This is a genomic window from Mucilaginibacter sp. P4_C11 (assembly GCF_056402115.1).
The window spans coordinates 88145-105145 of the sequence record NZ_JBFUIA010000003.1; the positions used below are offsets into that span (position 1 = coordinate 88145).

General features: G+C 46.5%; 6 protein-coding genes, 2 tRNA genes and 3 rRNA genes. 2 read left to right on the plus strand and 9 right to left on the minus strand.

Annotation, left to right across the window (positions count from 1 at the left end):
- Positions 1 to 62: 62 nt before the first annotated feature.
- From AC1DU2_RS03595 to AC1DU2_RS03610, 4 genes are read right to left on the minus strand one after another with little or no spacing between them, the layout of a single operon-like run.
- Entirely contained in the window at positions 63 to 698 is a 636-nt protein-coding gene (locus tag AC1DU2_RS03595; RefSeq protein ID WP_477382825.1) for an immunity protein Imm33 domain-containing protein, read from the minus strand.
- The gene (locus AC1DU2_RS03600; protein ID WP_477382826.1) at positions 695 to 4357 is read right to left on the minus strand and encodes a DUF6443 domain-containing protein; all 3663 of its coding nucleotides are present in this window, start codon (positions 4355 to 4357) and stop codon (positions 695 to 697) included. Before AC1DU2_RS03600 ends, AC1DU2_RS03595 begins: the two co-directional genes overlap by 4 nt.
- A gap of 47 nt (positions 4358 to 4404) precedes the next feature.
- Positions 4405 to 8328, minus strand: coding sequence for a hypothetical protein (locus AC1DU2_RS03605; RefSeq protein WP_477382827.1), 3924 nt, complete (start codon positions 8326 to 8328; stop codon positions 4405 to 4407).
- 36 nt (positions 8329 to 8364) lie between these two features.
- Complete coding sequence (locus tag AC1DU2_RS03610) at positions 8365 to 8724, minus strand: hypothetical protein (protein ID WP_477382828.1); 360 nt, start codon at positions 8722 to 8724, stop codon at positions 8365 to 8367.
- Positions 8725 to 9204: 480 nt separating this feature from the next.
- On the opposite strand from AC1DU2_RS03610, the gene AC1DU2_RS03615 reads away from it, so the two are divergent.
- Together AC1DU2_RS03615 and AC1DU2_RS03620 are read left to right on the plus strand one after the other, a co-directional pair.
- On the plus strand, positions 9205 to 9342 hold the full coding sequence (locus AC1DU2_RS03615) for a hypothetical protein (RefSeq protein ID WP_477382829.1): 138 nt from the start codon (positions 9205 to 9207) through the stop codon (positions 9340 to 9342).
- 468 nt (positions 9343 to 9810) lie between these two features.
- Positions 9811 to 10482 carry a hypothetical protein gene (locus AC1DU2_RS03620; protein WP_477382830.1) on the plus strand — a complete coding sequence of 224 codons (672 nt, stop codon included), beginning with the start codon at positions 9811 to 9813 and terminating at the stop codon, positions 10480 to 10482.
- 323 nt (positions 10483 to 10805) lie between these two features.
- Here the strand turns inward: AC1DU2_RS03620 and rrf are convergent.
- The 5 genes from rrf to AC1DU2_RS03645 all read right to left on the minus strand — a co-directional run bounded on the left by rrf (position 10806) and on the right by AC1DU2_RS03645 (position 16408).
- Positions 10806 to 10917 (minus strand): 5S ribosomal RNA (rrf, locus tag AC1DU2_RS03625).
- Between the two features lie 261 nt (positions 10918 to 11178).
- A 23S ribosomal RNA gene (locus AC1DU2_RS03630) occupies positions 11179 to 14058 on the minus strand.
- 268 nt (positions 14059 to 14326) lie between these two features.
- Positions 14327 to 14403: transfer RNA gene (locus AC1DU2_RS03635), tRNA-Ala, on the minus strand.
- 90 nt (positions 14404 to 14493) lie between these two features.
- Positions 14494 to 14568, minus strand: a tRNA-Ile gene (locus AC1DU2_RS03640).
- A gap of 318 nt (positions 14569 to 14886) precedes the next feature.
- A 16S ribosomal RNA gene (locus AC1DU2_RS03645) occupies positions 14887 to 16408 on the minus strand.
- Together the 16S, 23S and 5S rRNA genes with 2 tRNA genes alongside form the textbook arrangement of a ribosomal RNA operon.
- Positions 16409 to 17001 lie beyond the last annotated feature (593 nt).

The following is a 17001-nucleotide window of genomic DNA, read 5'->3' on the forward strand; positions in this document are numbered from 1 at the left end:
CAAGGCACACGCGTGTTGCGTGTACCAGCCGAGGACGATATTTTTTAGGTCAACTCAAAGTATCATGATAATGCATCTTTATCAAACCATACCTCACTTTGGTTTCCTGAAAAGAAACGAAAGCCAGGCGGTAAAGCGAGGTATTTTATAATGTCTGGGCGTTGAAAGGCAAAATGATAATAATGTATTGTTTCTAATGAATTAATATTCCCGTCATAAAGATCAGTCGTGAGCCACCAACCAGTCATGTGGCCAGGGGATGGATAACGAACAGCATTTATTTCCTCGCCTGAAAAAACCCCTTTTGATACAACAATCATTTGACTAAATGTTGGGAACACAGGAATTCTATCAATCTTAACGCATTCTAACGTCTGTTCGTTTACAACTTCTATTGCGTAGTTAGCGCCTTCTGTAAAACCATCTCCGTTACTGTTAACTTCGTATATACTTAAAACAAAGTTTTCTCCAATAACAAATTTTAAAAGCCAGGAATAATATGCTATTGTTTGCCCATCTTTTATTGTAGCCTTAGAATCTATAAAATAATCGATTAAAAAACTTAATAGATTTAAATAGTCTCTTTCTTCTTTGTTTTGAATCAAAAGATCTATTTCAAAACCAATATTTTTTTTTAATCCCTCCGTCTTCAGGGATCGCCCGGTTTGTTTGATTTTTATTTCTCTTATACTTTTCATTTTTTAACAGTCATAATTGGACTTCTTACTATTGAACTTCTTATTATTGAACTCACTATTCCACCTTGTATCCTACTACAGCCTATGCATTGTGGAAATAATCGTTGCGGCGTTCCGTTAGAAACAAGAGCGCTAACAGGCTGGTGATCAGGTACAAAATTTCCGCTTTTAGTTCCCGCGTTTTTTACGCCACAAGTATGACATCCGGTTTCTTTTCCTATTTGATTTATCTTTGTTCTTTCAGCCGATGTAAACGTTTGTGCCTTACCCCTGGCACTAATTGATTCCCCTGCATAAGGCCCAGGTTCTAATGTACTGACAGCTTTAGCCTCTGCTTTCAAAGCCGCAGCACCTTTCTCTATAAGCTTCCCCCCTAAGCCAGCTGCTGCCCCAACAACGACATCAGTAGCAGCATCCTTTAACGACGTGCCTTTCCCTTGTATCGCCCTGTTTGCAACCCCGCCAACAACATTAGTTGCCGAAGACACAGCAACGGTAGAAAGTAAACTTAATCCACCTGTTGCTCCTGCTACACCACCTGTAATAGCGCCCTGAACAGCACTTCCGCCTACCGCACGCCAGTTTGTAACTTTACCACTATGGTAAATCTGACTTCCTGCTTCAATAGCTCCACCGATTACGCCACCTATAGCAGCACCTATAACAATATTCCAAAACTTGCCGTCCGGATCTGTCCTGACAATAGGGTTATTACCTACATATGCATAAGGCGAATCAAACTCTTGATCTCCTTCGTCTGGCGTAGGATCTACAGTAGTAAAACGACCAGTTACCGGGTCATAAAACCGCCAACCATAGTCGTAGAACCCAGTCTCCTCCTGCAATTCCTTATGATTATAAAGGTACTGATTTTTTGGAAATATGCTATATTGTGTAGATTGTATAGTATACCCGAACGCATAGTAATCATTCCGCTGCACGTTTAAGGGTGTCATCTGGGTTGCATCAGATGAATTCCAGGTCAGGGTAATTCTTGTATCTCCTAAATTATCTTTCAGGTCATACTCATACTTGTAAACAGAGCCGCTCTTACGAGCCCGGCCTTCCTCCGTTTGAATGAATGCTATCGCCGGTGTTGTACCTGTGTATTCATACTGGATGCCGCCTATATATTCGGTAATAGTGGTTATGCTTCCAGTAGTGGAAAGTTTGCGCAGCTTCCTGCCTGTGGCATCGTAAACATAAGCTACTGAAATACCGGACTTGGTTACCGTTTGCGGCAGGTTCAGCATATTGTAGGCTTGGGTAAGGCCACGGTTCAGGTCGGTGAGCTGGTTGCCATTGCCGTCATATGTATATTCTCCGCCCTGCTTTACCGCTTCAAAAAAGCCTACCGTTCCGCCTGCCACAATATCGTCTATCCGGTCAACTTTATTACCACTTACGTAGGTAAAAGTTAAACTATCAATTGCTGTACGGTTGTTGTTTACATTATCGTACCTGTTCAGTTTGAGAATATTACCCATCACATCATAGGAAAAATTCTCATTATAAAAATTATCATTGGCTGTCGCGCTGCTGGTTGATACGGCATTGGTAAGCCTGTTCAGTTTATCATAACCATAGTTATATGTAAGCGCGGGGTAGCTGTTGCCCGATATGGTACCGGTAAGTGTTTTAATGCTCCCTATATTACCATTATACTGCGGTGTACCGGCATCATCATATTTAATGTCCATGCCAAACTGGTCGTTGGTGTCAGTGTTGGTTAATCCGCCATCTGCCGTTAGGCTTGCATTATTAATATTTGATGTCCATCCGCGGGCGTTATACCGGTAATTTATGTTCTGCAAAAAGTTTGTCCCATTCAGCGAGTGTAATCCTTTTTTTACAAGCTGGCCGATTTCGTTATAAGTGGCTTGTGCTATCACAACTGGAGCCTGGGCTGCATTGGTACCATCCTTAAGCGTATTTGTTGTTTTTAGCCTGCGGCCCATATGATCATAGGTGTAAACATCCGTGGCGGTCAATAATAGCGTTGCCGCTGTTCCGCCGCTATTTTTCATATAATGCTGCCTGGTTACCGTCGCCGGCTGCTTGTTGAAATTGTAAGACGAGGAGATATCGTCATAATTGTATTGACTCAATGCCGATGAACCGCCCAAATAATGCTGGCTGAACGTTCGTACCGATTTGCCTTCCTCATCATAATAATTCACCGCCCACAAATAATCGGCCGTGGTGTTTAGCACCAGTATTTTGGTGGCTGTTACCAATCCGGTGGTGTGCGTACTGTTGCCGGGAACGGTATAAGTGGTAGGGAGGCCCGGAATACTGGTGTAAGTATCGTAATAAGTAACACCCAAAACTGTAGTCACAGTTAGCGGCCAGGCAGCAGAAGTATAACCCGTTCCGGTACTAACCGGTGTTTCCCAATAAGTACTTACGCCAGCTACAAGCGCCTGTACTGTTGCCTGGTAATTGGTTCCCGCCGTACTGCCCGGATGCTGGTAAATGCCTGTAATTACCGCCCTGCCAAAAGGATCATACTTGGTAACCGTCCATTCCTGCGGGACCTTCATGCGCTGTACAGAATCCTGGGCGCCAACCACCTGGTCAAGCTTATTGTAAACCATCAGGTCCCAGCCTTTACCGGGCACTTTTTTCATGGTTAAACGGCTGCGCCCGTCATAACGATACTGGTAGCATTTGGTATCCAAGGTAGTTTGGGATGTAGCTACCCCCGATGTATCTGGCCTTGCCCCCGGCGGCAATACAAAGCTGAGGTTATTACGCTCATCATACACGTAATAGGTGCTCAGCATTTCGGCTGTACTGCCTTTGATATTATACTTACGCTTAAGTACTATCTGCCCTTCTTTGTCCTTATAAGTTTCGGTAGTACCAAAGCACTTATCAGTAGGCTTCCAATTCTCATCCCGGCTGATGGTAATATCCAGCTGTCCGTTGGTATAGGTAGCCGTATTGCTTGTTCGCAGCAATGAACGGCTGCCATCGGCATTGATCCTGGCGGTATACAATGCTACCTGCCTGCTGCCATCATTGGCGGTTATATTGGTGGTGCTAAAAACTGTTTGATTGTTGGTTGTGTAAAGTATGCGTTGGGTATGGTTGGTACTTGCTTCGCTGGGTGTACCCGTTATTTTCCATGGTACGCCCGACGAGCCCTGTTCTATCGGCCGGCCAAGAGGCGATACTTCAAACCCGGTTTGCCCGTAGGGGTTAGGCGTAAGCACAATGCCGTTGCTTTGTTTCCCGTCCACCGTAGCCGTTCCCGCGGGGTTGTAAAAGGCGTTTACCCCCGCGTTGCTGTTTAAAGCATCGCTACGGTAGCTGCCATAACTGGTTGAAGTACTGCTGTAAGGCAAATATTTTTTATCTTCCCGGTCATAGCCATCGTAACTAAATGGCTGGATAACATCGTTACCGCCAAACGATGCCCGTTGCTGCACGGTTTGCAGCGACCGGCCCAGGCCATCGTCGTATTCAATGATTGTTTGCACCGAATCCTTCGTCGGCGTCAATGCGTCCAGTTTGGTTACCGTCGGTACTTTTAATCGCGGGGCGCGCGTGCGCACATAGTTCTGCGATGTGGTTTGAGCCCCGGCTGCCAGCGGGATCAATAAAGCGCCTGTGAAAAACAACAGGCTCTTTTTTAAGTGATATATTAATGTCATGAGGTTAAGATTAAGTGGTGATGCAATAAATTTAAAGCACATATTCATCACGGATCAATAACAATAGTCTGGTATCCATCGCCGGGCTGCAGGCTCAGGTTGTTGGTAAGACAGATCTGCTTGGTACCCACGCCCTGGCAACCGGAAGTTTCCACCGATGACGTTGACACCTGGTTGGTACCGGCCGCGATAGTCACCGAACCCGAACCAGTCGAGGTGGAATTGGGCCGCCCGTCGTAATACGTGTACACAGTGGTTTGCTGGTAATTCACAACCAGGTTTACCGGTACGTTAATCGGCACAGTTCCGTTGGCATCAGAGAATGCCTTGAAGATAAATGGCCGGTACGTATTGCCGTTGGTGGTAGTGCTTGTTCCCCAAAACATCTCCACATAAATGGTTACCGGTATCGGGCAGGCGGTTGTATTGGTGCCGCCGCTAATCCACTGGTATTGGTTATACGTAGGGCTTAGCGTGTTGTTGTCCCTTTGCTGAATCAGCTGTTCCCCGGTATTGCCGCTTGCGCCCTGTACACATTGCGTTGTGCCGGTATTAACCCAGCTGGGTTGCGGTATGGCATAGTTGTAATTAAAGTTTTTAAGTATGTTGCCGTCCTGGTCGCGAATGTTGAGCAGGCGCTTCATATCATCGTATTCGTAAAACTGGGTCAGGCCTTTCGTATCGGTTATACTCAGTACGCCTACTTCCGGTTTATACGTGTAGGTGTTCATCATGGCATTGGCAGGCACTAAACGCACTTCATCAATTAGGTTCCCGTTGCTGTTTACCGTTACCGATGTTATCCCCGTAAGCGCCCAGTCATAAACCTGCCAGCTAGCGGTTATGGTTTTGGCCACGCCTCCAACGGTTACCGTACCACTGCCCTTGGCCCATAAGCTAACCGTATAATTGCCCGATGGCAGGCCCGATTTGGTCATGGTGCCGTTATAGCATTTTACACCTGTACGGGCATCCGTAGTTACCACGCTTGCCGCCGTATAGGGCCAGCTGGCATCGTCGTCCTCAAAGCTGGTATAGGCCACCGATGATACGGTGGTGTTTTTAACCTGCGCTATCGGGTAATTGTTGTGGTATCCCCACAGGTAGCTTACCTGCGAGTTCCCGTCGCTGCCCGTCATGTCCTGCGATACCAGGTTGCCGCTGGTATAATCGTAGGTGTTTAAAATCCTTTGCTCAAACCCGGTGCTGCTGCTCAGTAAATTGAGGTATTGCCCGCCACCGTTTTTGGTCTCCTGGTTCATGCTGGCAACCGGTGCCATGCTGTTATATCCATACAATACGGCGGGTTTTATGAGGCTGCCGTCATAGGAGGTCACCGCGGAGTTGGTCAGCACCGAGTCGGTAGCCGACCGCTTCAGCCACAATTGCTTCTCTAAAACAGGCGAGTACACGTATCGCGCTGTCAATGCGCCCGAAACCGCCGGTGCATAATTTTCAGGATACTTGTTCTTCTCTACAATCGTAGTCCCCTTTGAATCGTTGGTGGTTATCAAAACCTGGTTGCGCGGCTTGGCATCATATACGTAGGTTTTGGTAGTTACCAGCGTGTCGCTGGTGTTATAGTATTTTACCTCCCGTTCCGAATCAAGCTTTGTCCATATCAAATCCAGGGAGTAAAAATCATAGGTATATACCCGCTCTGTGGGTTCGCCGGTTACCCAGCGCTTTTGTACGAACGGCTTTATGGCAAAGAAGCTGCTGTCGCCTATTATCGAATAATTATACTCTTTTTTCAGCACCTTGTTATAAACGCTTCCTGTCTTCTTAAAGTCTGTTTTCCTGACCAGCATTACGTCTGCCCCGGCCAAAGCCGAATTGTAATAATTGTAATCGCTCCTGCTCAACAGGTAGTCGCTGCCGTTTACCTGCTTTTCATAAACAGTACGGTAATACATGGGTTGAGACGCGCTCAATCCGTTGCCGTTGGCCGACGTATATGCCTGGAAATGTTTCACCGGAGTTGGCTGGGTGACTCCACCTATGGTATGCGGCCCTTCCCAGTAGTCTTTTCCGCCATAATCCGGGATATTCAGCAAAACACCTGTAGACATGCCTATGCTATCCTTATAAATGTATTCCTTTACCGACGAAGGCGTGCCGGTGGCCAAAAAGTCGGTATAATCTGTTACCCGTTTAATGCGGATTCCAGGTCCCGCCGCCCCTTCAATCACCTGGTTTGTCCGCTCCCTGTAACTAACGGAGCCAGCCACGTAATTTTCCTTCTCATCGCATTTGACGGTCATGGTATAGGTACCAGGCTGCAGCAAAACAGAATCGGTCTTTCCCGCATTGTCCTGGTTATAGATGATTGAAAAATTATAGGTTTGCGATCCCGTAATGATAACGTCGGGCGTAAAGTTCTTGGTCGGGTCGGTAGGCAGCCTGCCGTTCGGATAGCCGGCCACGTCTTTTGGCGTACGCTGCCAGTTCACTTTAACATATTGGGCAGTAACAACCTGGAAAGATAACGGTGTTGAGGTTATTACATTTACCGTATTGGTGTCCGGCCTGGATATAAAATCACTCGGCCCCAAGGTGTTATAAATATAATTCAGCCCGTTATTCGTTAGGTTTTGCTCGTATTCGAATAAGGTTGAGCCGCCTGTGGGGTACACAATTTTACTTAAGATGCCCCTGTTTGAATAGCTGATATCGGGTTCCCTGCTCACTCCATAAGGATAATACGGTTTGGGTATGATGATGGGGCCGTTTGAGGATCCGTTGGCATAGCCCCAGTGATCAACCCCGGTGCTTGTCTTTGAATACGCAACATCGCTGTTGTAAAAGAAAAAGTGCTTTTTCAGCGTAGCCGGATTTAGGCCTTCCTCGATGCCGGTAAGCTTAAGCCTCTTGGTATCAGCAGTACCGCTGATGTTGAAATAATCTGTCTTGAATTGAAACTTGTTGATCAGCTCCCCCAGGTAATTGTACACCTGGATATTGTCCAGCCCGCTGGAGGTCATATCCTGCCGCTTGGAGGTGGTAGGATTAAAATCAATCCTCATTTTTGAAGTAGTGATCCTCGAAAGCCGGATGGTGCCCACCTTTAGCGGGAATTCATTGCCAAGTTGTGAAAAAGTGTAGCCTGGAAGGGTATTGGTTACGTCAACGTTCAGCGTTTGGCTAAGTGGTCCGGCCTGGGCCACTACCTCGGGGGTGTCATAAGTAAATAAAATCTGATCCTTTGTATCAGCCGAGGTGACGGTTTGCAGGTACCAACTTGAGGTATAGCTGACCGGAGGGTTATAAAACGGCCGGTAAGCGTCCTGAATCTGTGTGATCTTGGAGTTTGTCAATTCCGTTGTCCAGAACCTGTAAGTTGTACCCTCGGGGGTGACGATGGTAAAGCCGTCGACGGCGGTCTCCCTTATTATGGTCAACTGCTGATATGGGTACTGGTAAACCTTGCCTTTGTAAACGACGAATTTGCCCGAATGCCCCGCAAAGTTAAACGCGTATATATCGGGTTCTAAATCGATTGACAGTCCATACATGGCCTGATCCATAAAGCTTTGGGTAATAGAATCCGGCTGGTGAAAGCGCCAGTCAACATCCTGGTATTTCGAAGAGACGTGCTGGTCTTCGTCCACCTTATCCTTGATGATGCGGGTAATTACCCCTCCGGCATCGAGCGACCAGCCGGCACCCACCCAGCTTGCTTCCTCAAATGGCTTTAAGCCATTGTTGTGATAGTTCAACGATATCGGAATTTTGAGCTGTTTGCCCGCAGCCTCGGTAAGCGGGATGCTGATGTTCGGGATCCCCGTTTGCAGACTGACCGGGACGATGCCGTATTTCCCTAATGATGCGGCATTAGGCGATGGCGGGATCAGGTCGGTTCTTAATGAAAATTGGGATGAAGGATTGGTCTGTGCATGTACTTTCGTAAAAAACGAAAACAAAAGTACAAAGCAAAGCGCATGCAGCGTTAGGGGTCTTGTCGAAAACATAGTTATACGTGATAAAGCTTGGAGTAATTTAATATATTAGTTACCAGTCCGGTTAAGCGTGCAGTGCACCACCGAGCCGTTCAGGCTAATGTTCATGCCGATGGAATCGTTGTACACCGTTCCGTTGTGGTACACATCAAGCCCGTTCATGGTAACTTTAAAGTGCAGTCCGGCGGTATCCAGTTTGCCCTGGTCAATCGGGAACTCGCCCAGCGGGCTTTTGGCGGTACCGGCGACGGAATCGCCGATGAGCGTGAAATTATAGGTTAACGGGTAGGCGGTGCTGTCGGCCCGGCGAAGGGCGCCGGTCCATTTGCCACTTAGGTTGGTTGCAGCAACAAAGCATAAGGCAAAGCAGCCGGATAATACGGTGGTGATAAGGATTCCTGGTTTCATTTAGTTATAGGGTATCAATAGTTTATGCTAAAATTAATAGCATAAAAATTATTCTGCAATAGGTATTTTCACCGGGTGGCACCCCGTTAAAACACGGGGCGCCAGATTTTTCACACAAATGTTAGTCGGTTACGGCGCGAGCCGTTTTCAGATTTTGGGCAAAGGGAAGCGGATTGAAATACTCCCCCCCTTTGGCGCAAGTGTTGTGCGGCTGCGTGCGTGAGGGTCACTTGTGACTTCCTTTAACAAATACCGATCATAACACAGGTGAGCCAATGCTCAAACCTTTACTCGACACCTGTGCTAAAACGTATTAGCGCCCCCTGGCGCACGCGTGCCTCGTGTGCCCGGCTGACGGGTAAACACCACGATACCATTGTATTTTTTTGTTCGATATTGACAATAGAAAAATGTTACACGTGACACGCCGACACCAGCAAACAGTTGGGCAACTTATAAACCGTTTTAGCATGTAAACCTATGGCCGATATTATCAAGTTACGCCTTCCGCAAGTAAGTATTTCGGCTGCCGCCCCGATAACATCGGAATGCACCCGCTTGCAAATCACCGTGTTTTTGTGGAGCATTGAAGCCTACGGTTTCCGGCGTTCGCGTTAGGGATTGCAATGGGTACCGGCCGGTGCGTAATGCCTGCAGGCGTATGAATGGAAAGCCCGGCCCCGTTTCTATCAACGGGGAAACGCCCGGATTAGATTTGAGATGTGAGATTTTAGATATGAGATTTTTTTGAGTGGTGGAGATTTTTTTATAGGATGACCAGGCTTTGGGGCAAAAGTAATTGGGACGGGTTGCCATATCAGGTGCTATTTCATCTGCTGATTTTGCAGCCAACAACCTATGTAGCAAAGCACAGGCCTGTCATCGCTAAAGCAGCCGCGCAAAACCTGCACAAAAAGGAGATAATGCCTCCCTGACATAACCGAACCCCGGCAAGGTGGAACAGTGCGTCAAAACGCTGAGGAGCTTGCCCGCAAACATTCTTGTTGCAAAAACCGGCGGGTTGCAATGCAGAATTGAAAGCATTTATGTACCTTAGTTACAGCACGTTCTCATGCGTAGCAATTTATGCACCTTGCACAATTAGTTTCACTTTATACCTGGATTGTTATTACAGCATTTGGCAATGGCAATTATAAAAACGCGCAACTAACTGCTGTTAACAAAGTTGTTTATAACGCCTTTAAAAAAAATGTAATTGACCATAAAAGCCTGCTGATTAAACACCCGGCAAAAGATATTGGTAATTATTTGTTCAGATTGATAGATGAGGATATTTATAACTATTGGGCGGGTACCCCCTGGGAATTTCATGGAACTACACAGCAACCCAAAGCAGGAAGTATTGCTTGCGGGTATTTTATAACCAATACCTTAACAGACCTCGGTTTTAAGATTAACCGGGTGGGCCTTGCCGAAGTTCGTTCCGGCGACATGATCAAAAAGCTCTGCGCGGGCATTGAATCATTTAATAGCCTCGGTAAACTGAATAGCTACCTGGCCAAACAGCCCATTAACTCGGTTTTCATTATTGGCCTTGATTTTCATACCGGCTATATTGTTAAAACCACTACCGGTTGCTATTTCCTTCATTCCAGCTATATCAACAAGGAAGGAGTGGTACGGGAAAAAACAGATACATCGCCAGCACTAAGCACCAATAAATTTTTCATGATTGGCAGTTTAACAGCAAACAAACATCTGCTACGAAATTGGGTTGCTAATAAGTCCCTGTTGTAAGTAATTTTTCAAACTACCCACCATTACACCTGGAGGTGGTGTGCTGCATTCAAGTGACACTACCTTGTCAGTAAACCGTTTACCCGCATAGCAATTTATACCTGTAGTAACTTATTGCATATTTATTGCCTATTAATATCAATAACCTGCGCAGGAAGTACATCTTTTTACCACAAACGTGTACCTTTTGTAAGCTAAATTCAGCAAAGCAAGGTATCCAACCGAACACCAATGAACTAATGAATGATTGAACTTTTCAAAACGCAAAAACCCCTCATCAATATGATGAAGGGTTTCACGATTCAGCCTTTAAGGCGGATAAGATTTGGCACCGACCTACTCTCCCACGTTTTACCGCAGTACCATCGGCTCTGGCGGGCTTGACTTCTCTGTTCGGAATGGGAAGAGGTAGACACCGCCGATATAGGCACCTGAATTTCTTTTGAGCTGAAAGCATAACGCTTTTTTGCCAATTCATYTATTTGTTTAACTTCTCGCTTTAGCCTTTTGGCCTTCTGCTTTTAGCTTAACAATGACATATTATTGAAAGAAGTAATTAATCAGAGAAAACAACAATATTGTATTTTCAGTGAGTGGTTGATTAGGTTAAGTGGTCGATTAGGTTCCTGGTCTTACAACCATTCTCTTAATCAACTTAATCAACTTATTTCACCACTCACCATTCAATTACCTGCTATGAGAAAGCTTCGGGCAATTAGTATCACTCGGCTATGATGTCACCACCTTTATACCTATGACCTATCAACGTAGTAGTCTGCTACGACCCTCAATGGAAGTCTCATCTTGTGGCTAGTTTCGCACTTAGATGCTTTCAGCGCTTATCTATTCCCAACGTAGCTACTCTGCAATACAGCTGGCGCCATAACAGATTCACCAGAGGTTAGTCCAACCCGGTCCTCTCGTACTAAGGTCAGCCCCACTCAAACTTCCTGCGCCCACAACAGATAGGGACCGAACTGTCTCGCGACGTTCTGAACCCAGCTCGCGTGCCACTTTAATGAGCGAACAGCTCAACCCTTGGGACCTTCTCCAGCCCCAGGATGTGACGAGCCGACATCGAGGTGCCAAACCTCCCCGTCGATATGAGCTCTTGGGGGAGATCAGCCTGTTATCCCCAGCGTACCTTTTATCCTTTGAGCGATGGCCCTTCCATGCAGAACCACCGGATCACTATATCCGTCTTTCGACCCTGCTCGGCTTGTCTGCCTCACAGTCAAGCAAGCTTATGCTATTGCACTCCACGTACGGTTACCAAGCGTACTGAGCTTACCTTTGAAAGCCTCCGTTACCTTTTTGGAGGCGACCACCCCAGTCAAACTACCCGCCAAACAATGTCCTCCACATTGCAGAGTTAGACACCAAATACAGAAAGGGTGGTATTTCAACGTTGACTAAATGACTCCTAGCGAAGCCACATCACAGTCTCCCACCTATCCTACACATCCTGTATCCGATATCAATGTTAAGTTGTAGTGAAGGTGCATGGGGTCTTTCCGTCCCGTTGCGGGTAACCGGCGTCTTCACCGATACCACAATTTCACCGAGCTCATGGCTGAGACAGCGCCCAGATCGTTACACCATTCGTGCAGGTCGGAACTTACCCGACAAGGAATTTCGCTACCTTAGGACCGTTATAGTTACGGCCGCCGTTTACCGGGGCTTCGATTCAATGCTTCGCCTTGCGACTAACATCCCCTCTTAACCTTCCGGCACCGGGCAGGTGTCAGGCCATATACGTCATCTTTCGATTTTGCATAGCCATGTGTTTTTGTTAAACAGTCGCCTGGGCCTTTTCACTGCGGCTTCCATTGCTGAAAGCGCCCCTTCTCCCGAAGTTACAGGGCCATTTTGCCGAGTTCCTTAGCCATGATTCACTCGAGCACCTTAGGATTCTCTCCTCGACTACCTGTGTCGGTTTACGGTACGGGTTTTTATAACCTGAAGCTTAGCGGGTTTTCTTGGAAGTCTGATTACCTGAACTATTACCGCCTCCGAAGATTTGGTATACTATCAGCTTTCAGCAAGATCTGCGTACTTAACTACAAATCCTATACCTACGGCCTTTAACGAACTATTCCGTCAGTTCGCGTCAGTGTCACTACTCCGTCACCGCATCGCAGTTATAAAAAGTACTGGAATATTAACCAGTTGTCCATCGGCTACGCCCTTCGGCTTCACCTTAGGCCCCGACTAACCCTGATCCGATTAGCGTTGATCAGGAAACCTTAGTCTTTCGGTGGGCGGGTTTCTCTCCCGCCTTATCGTTACTTATGCCTACATTTGCTTTTCTATTCCCTCCACAGTCGGTTGTCCCTCCTGCTTCGCCGGATAATAGAATGCTCCCCTACCAGATGCATTRCTGCAAATCCATAGCTTCGGTATACTGCTTGATGCCCGTTTATTATCCATGCCCGATCGCTCGACTAGTGAGCTGTTACGCACTCTTTAAATGAATGGCTGCTTCCAAGCCAACATCCTAGCTGTCTGTGCAATCGGACCTCGTTAGTTCAACTTAGCAGTAATTTGGGGACCTTAGCTGATGGTCTGGGTTCTTTCCCTCTCGGCCCTGGACCTTAGCACCCAGAGCCTCACTCCAGCGTATATTAATAAGCATTCGGAGTTTATCTGGATTTGGTAGGATTTGACTCCCCCGCACCCAATTAGTAGCTCTACCTCTTATTAACTCAACCGCCAGGCTGTTCCTAAAAACATTTCGGGGAGTACGAGCTATTTCCCAGTTTGATTAGCCTTTCACCCCTACCCACAAATCATCCGGAAACTTTTCAACGTTTATCGGTTCGGTCCTCCAGTACCTGTTACGGCACCTTCAACCTGTCCATGGGTAGATCACAAGGTTTCGCGTCTACCTCCCCTGACTATACGCCCTATTCAGACTCGCTTTCGCTTCGGATCCGTGTCTTAAACACTTAACCTTGCCAGGAAAGAGTAACTCGTAGGCTCATTATGCAAAAGGCACGCCGTCACMSMACRARKSKGCTCCGACCGCTTGTAAGTACACGGTTTCAGGTTCTATTTCACTCCCCTGTTCGGGGTTCTTTTCACCTTTCCCTCACGGTACTGGTTCACTATCGGTCTCTCAGGAGTATTTAGCCTTACCGGATGGTGCCGGCAGATTCCCACAAGGCGTCTCCGACCTCGCGGTACTCAGGATACCACTATCCTACTATTCATTACCCGTACGCAGCTGTCATGCTCTATGGCTGGGTTTCCCACCCCATTCCGGTTTTGTTTAGTATTCATGTTGTGGTCCTACAACCCCAATTATGCCGTAACATAATTGGTTTGGGCTTCTTCCCTTTCGCTCGCCACTACTCAGGAAATCATTATTATTTTCTCTTCCTCTGCTTACTTAGATGTTTCAGTTCAGCAGGTTTGCGCATTTATGCAAYTAKTCTTCAAMTARTTAGGTTTCCCCATTCAGAAATCTACGGATCAAKTCTTATTTGCAGATCCCCGTAGCTTATCGCAGCTTATCACGTCTTTCATCGCCTCTGAGAGCCAAGGCATCCCCCGTGTACCCTTTCTTACTTTCTTCTACTATACCGCCTTTTGCYCGGTATGTATGCTTTTTGATTCTTGTTGCCGTTTTTAGTATCAAGTACTYAGTATCAAGTAGCAAGACCGAAGCCTTTCTCYTTTTTACTTTTCCGTAATATTCAAAAGCCTGCAACAGTCCTCTATACTGTTGTCTTCTCTTTTTTATTACTTCTTCCAATATGTCAAAGAACTTTACCCCTATTCCATTTAACTCTTAAATGGTTTATTTGCATTATATCCTATTCCTTTCGGAAAACGGAGGGTGTGGTGGAGAATAACGGATTCGAACCGTTGACCCCCTGCGTGCAAGGCAGGTGCTCTAGCCAGCTGAGCTAATCCCCCTAAAAATGAATGATTGAATTATTGAATGTCTGAATTATTGAATACTTTTTATTCAGTAATTCTATAATTATCCAATTCAATAATTGCTTGTAGTCCCGAGCAGATTTGAACTGCTGACCCCTACATTATCAGTGTAGTGCTCTAACCAAGCTGAGCTACAGGACTTTTTTTTAGTTTGCAGTTTTGAGTTCTCAGTTTGCAGTCTTAGCTTCACTTTCGTGCTAACTGCTAACTGCTTACCGCCAACTGCTGACTGCCTACCTTATCCTTCACTCACCTTTCGGCTTCGCTCCACATAGATGGCTTCATCTTTTGGGTTTCCTTTTTGTGTTTAATTATTGAATGACTGAATTATTGAATTAGTGATTTAATGTATGGCCTAAACCACTCACTTAATCAACTAATCAAACTCAATCAACCAATTTTAAGAAATAATCATGTAGGTAACTTGTTACAATAACTTAGCTCGAGATACTGCTCCAGAAAGGAGGTATTCCAGCCACACCTTCCGGTACGGCTACCTTGTTACGACTTAGCCCCAGTTACCGACTTTACCCTAGGACGCTCCTTGCGGTTACGCACTTCAGGCACTTCCAGCTTCCATGGCTTGACGGGCGGTGTGTACAAGGCCCGGGAACGTATTCACCGCGTCATTGCTGATACGCGATTACTAGCGAATCCAACTTCACGGGGTCGAGTTGCAGACCCCGATCCGAACTGTGAATGGCTTTAAGAGATTGGCATCCTGTTGCCAGGTAGCGGCCCTCTGTACCATCCATTGTAGCACGTGTGTAGCCCCGGACGTAAGGGCCATGATGACTTGACGTCGTCCCCTCCTTCCTCTCTATTTGCATAGGCAGTCTGTTTAGAGTCCCCACCTTAACGTGCTGGCAACTAAACATAGGGGTTGCGCTCGTTGCGGGACTTAACCCAACACCTCACGGCACGAGCTGACGACAGCCATGCAGCACCTAGTTTCGTGTCCCGAAGGACTTGAGCGTCTCTGCTCAATTCACTAACTTTCAAGCCCGGGTAAGGTTCCTCGCGTATCATCGAATTAAACCACATGCTCCTCCGCTTGTGCGGGCCCCCGTCAATTCCTTTGAGTTTCACCCTTGCGGGCGTACTCCCCAGGTGGAATACTTAACGCTTTCGCTTAGACGCTGACCGTATATCGCCAACATCGAGTATTCATCGTTTAGGGCGTGGACTACCAGGGTATCTAATCCTGTTTGATCCCCACGCTTTCGTGCCTCAGTGTCAATTTAACCATAGTAAGCTGCCTTCGCAATTGGTGTTCTGTGACATATCTATGCATTTCACCGCTACTTGTCACATTCCGCCTACCTCTAGTTCATTCAAGCTCATCAGTATCAAAGGCACTGCGATAGTTAAGCTACCGTCTTTCACCCCTGACTTAATAAGCCACCTACGCACCCTTTAAACCCAATAAATCCGGATAACGCTTGGATCCTCCGTATTACCGCGGCTGCTGGCACGGAGTTAGCCGATCCTTATTCTTACCATACATTCAGCTTTCTTCACGAAGAAAGGTTTATTCTGGTACAAAAGCAGTTTACAACCCGTAGGGCCGTCTTCCTGCACGCGGCATGGCTGGTTCAGGCTTCCGCCCATTGACCAATATTCCTTACTGCTGCCTCCCGTAGGAGTCTGGTCCGTGTCTCAGTACCAGTGTGGGGGGTCATCCTCTCAGATCCCCTAAACATCGTAGCCTTGGTAAGCCGTTACCTTACCAACTAGCTAATGTTCCGCATGCCCATCTTGTTCCTATAAATATTTGATTAAATTGCGATGCCACAACTTAATGTTATGCGGTCTTAATCTCTCTTTCGAGAGGCTATCCCCCTGAACAAGGTAGGTTACATACGTGTTACGCACCCGTGCGCCACTCTCAAGGAAAGCAAGCTCTCCTATCCCGTCCGACTTGCATGTATTAGGCCTGCCGCTAGCGTTCATCCTGAGCCAGGATCAAACTCTCCATTGTAAAATGTTTTGTTTGTTCACTGACCCTATTATTAATAATAGAATCTGTATAATTATTATATCTTTATACAGTATCTAACTTTTGTTATCATAACYCTTCYGCCTCTTGCTTCCTGCTTTACGCCTTCCGCTTTCYGCTTCCGTGTTACTCTACATGATTTTCTATTTCTTAAAAGAACTTTCYCGCTTCATCATCCGAATCCGCTATATGTTGTCGAAGTTTWACCTTCTTAACTTTTCATYTTTATTACCRGAATCGCTCYGGCTTTTTAACTTCTTTTGCTCCTCAAAGCAACCCTCCGTTTGGGTCTGCAAAGGTAGTAAACCTTTTTACTTTTCCAAAACTTATTTTTTCTTTTTTTTATCTCTCGATCTCTAAAGAATCTCCTCCGTTTTGTTCGCCTACCCCTCTCTCTTTTCTCCCTCCGTGGCGGGGTGCAAAAGTAGTAAACTTTTTCGCTTTCCGAAATTTTATCTGAAGTTTTTTTGAGCCTGCGTTTTATTCTCTCTCACCTATCCCCGCTTCAAAAACCCCTTCAGTAACCCTTCTAAGAACAATCCCGCTTCCTTATTTGCGGGCTGCAAAGGTACACG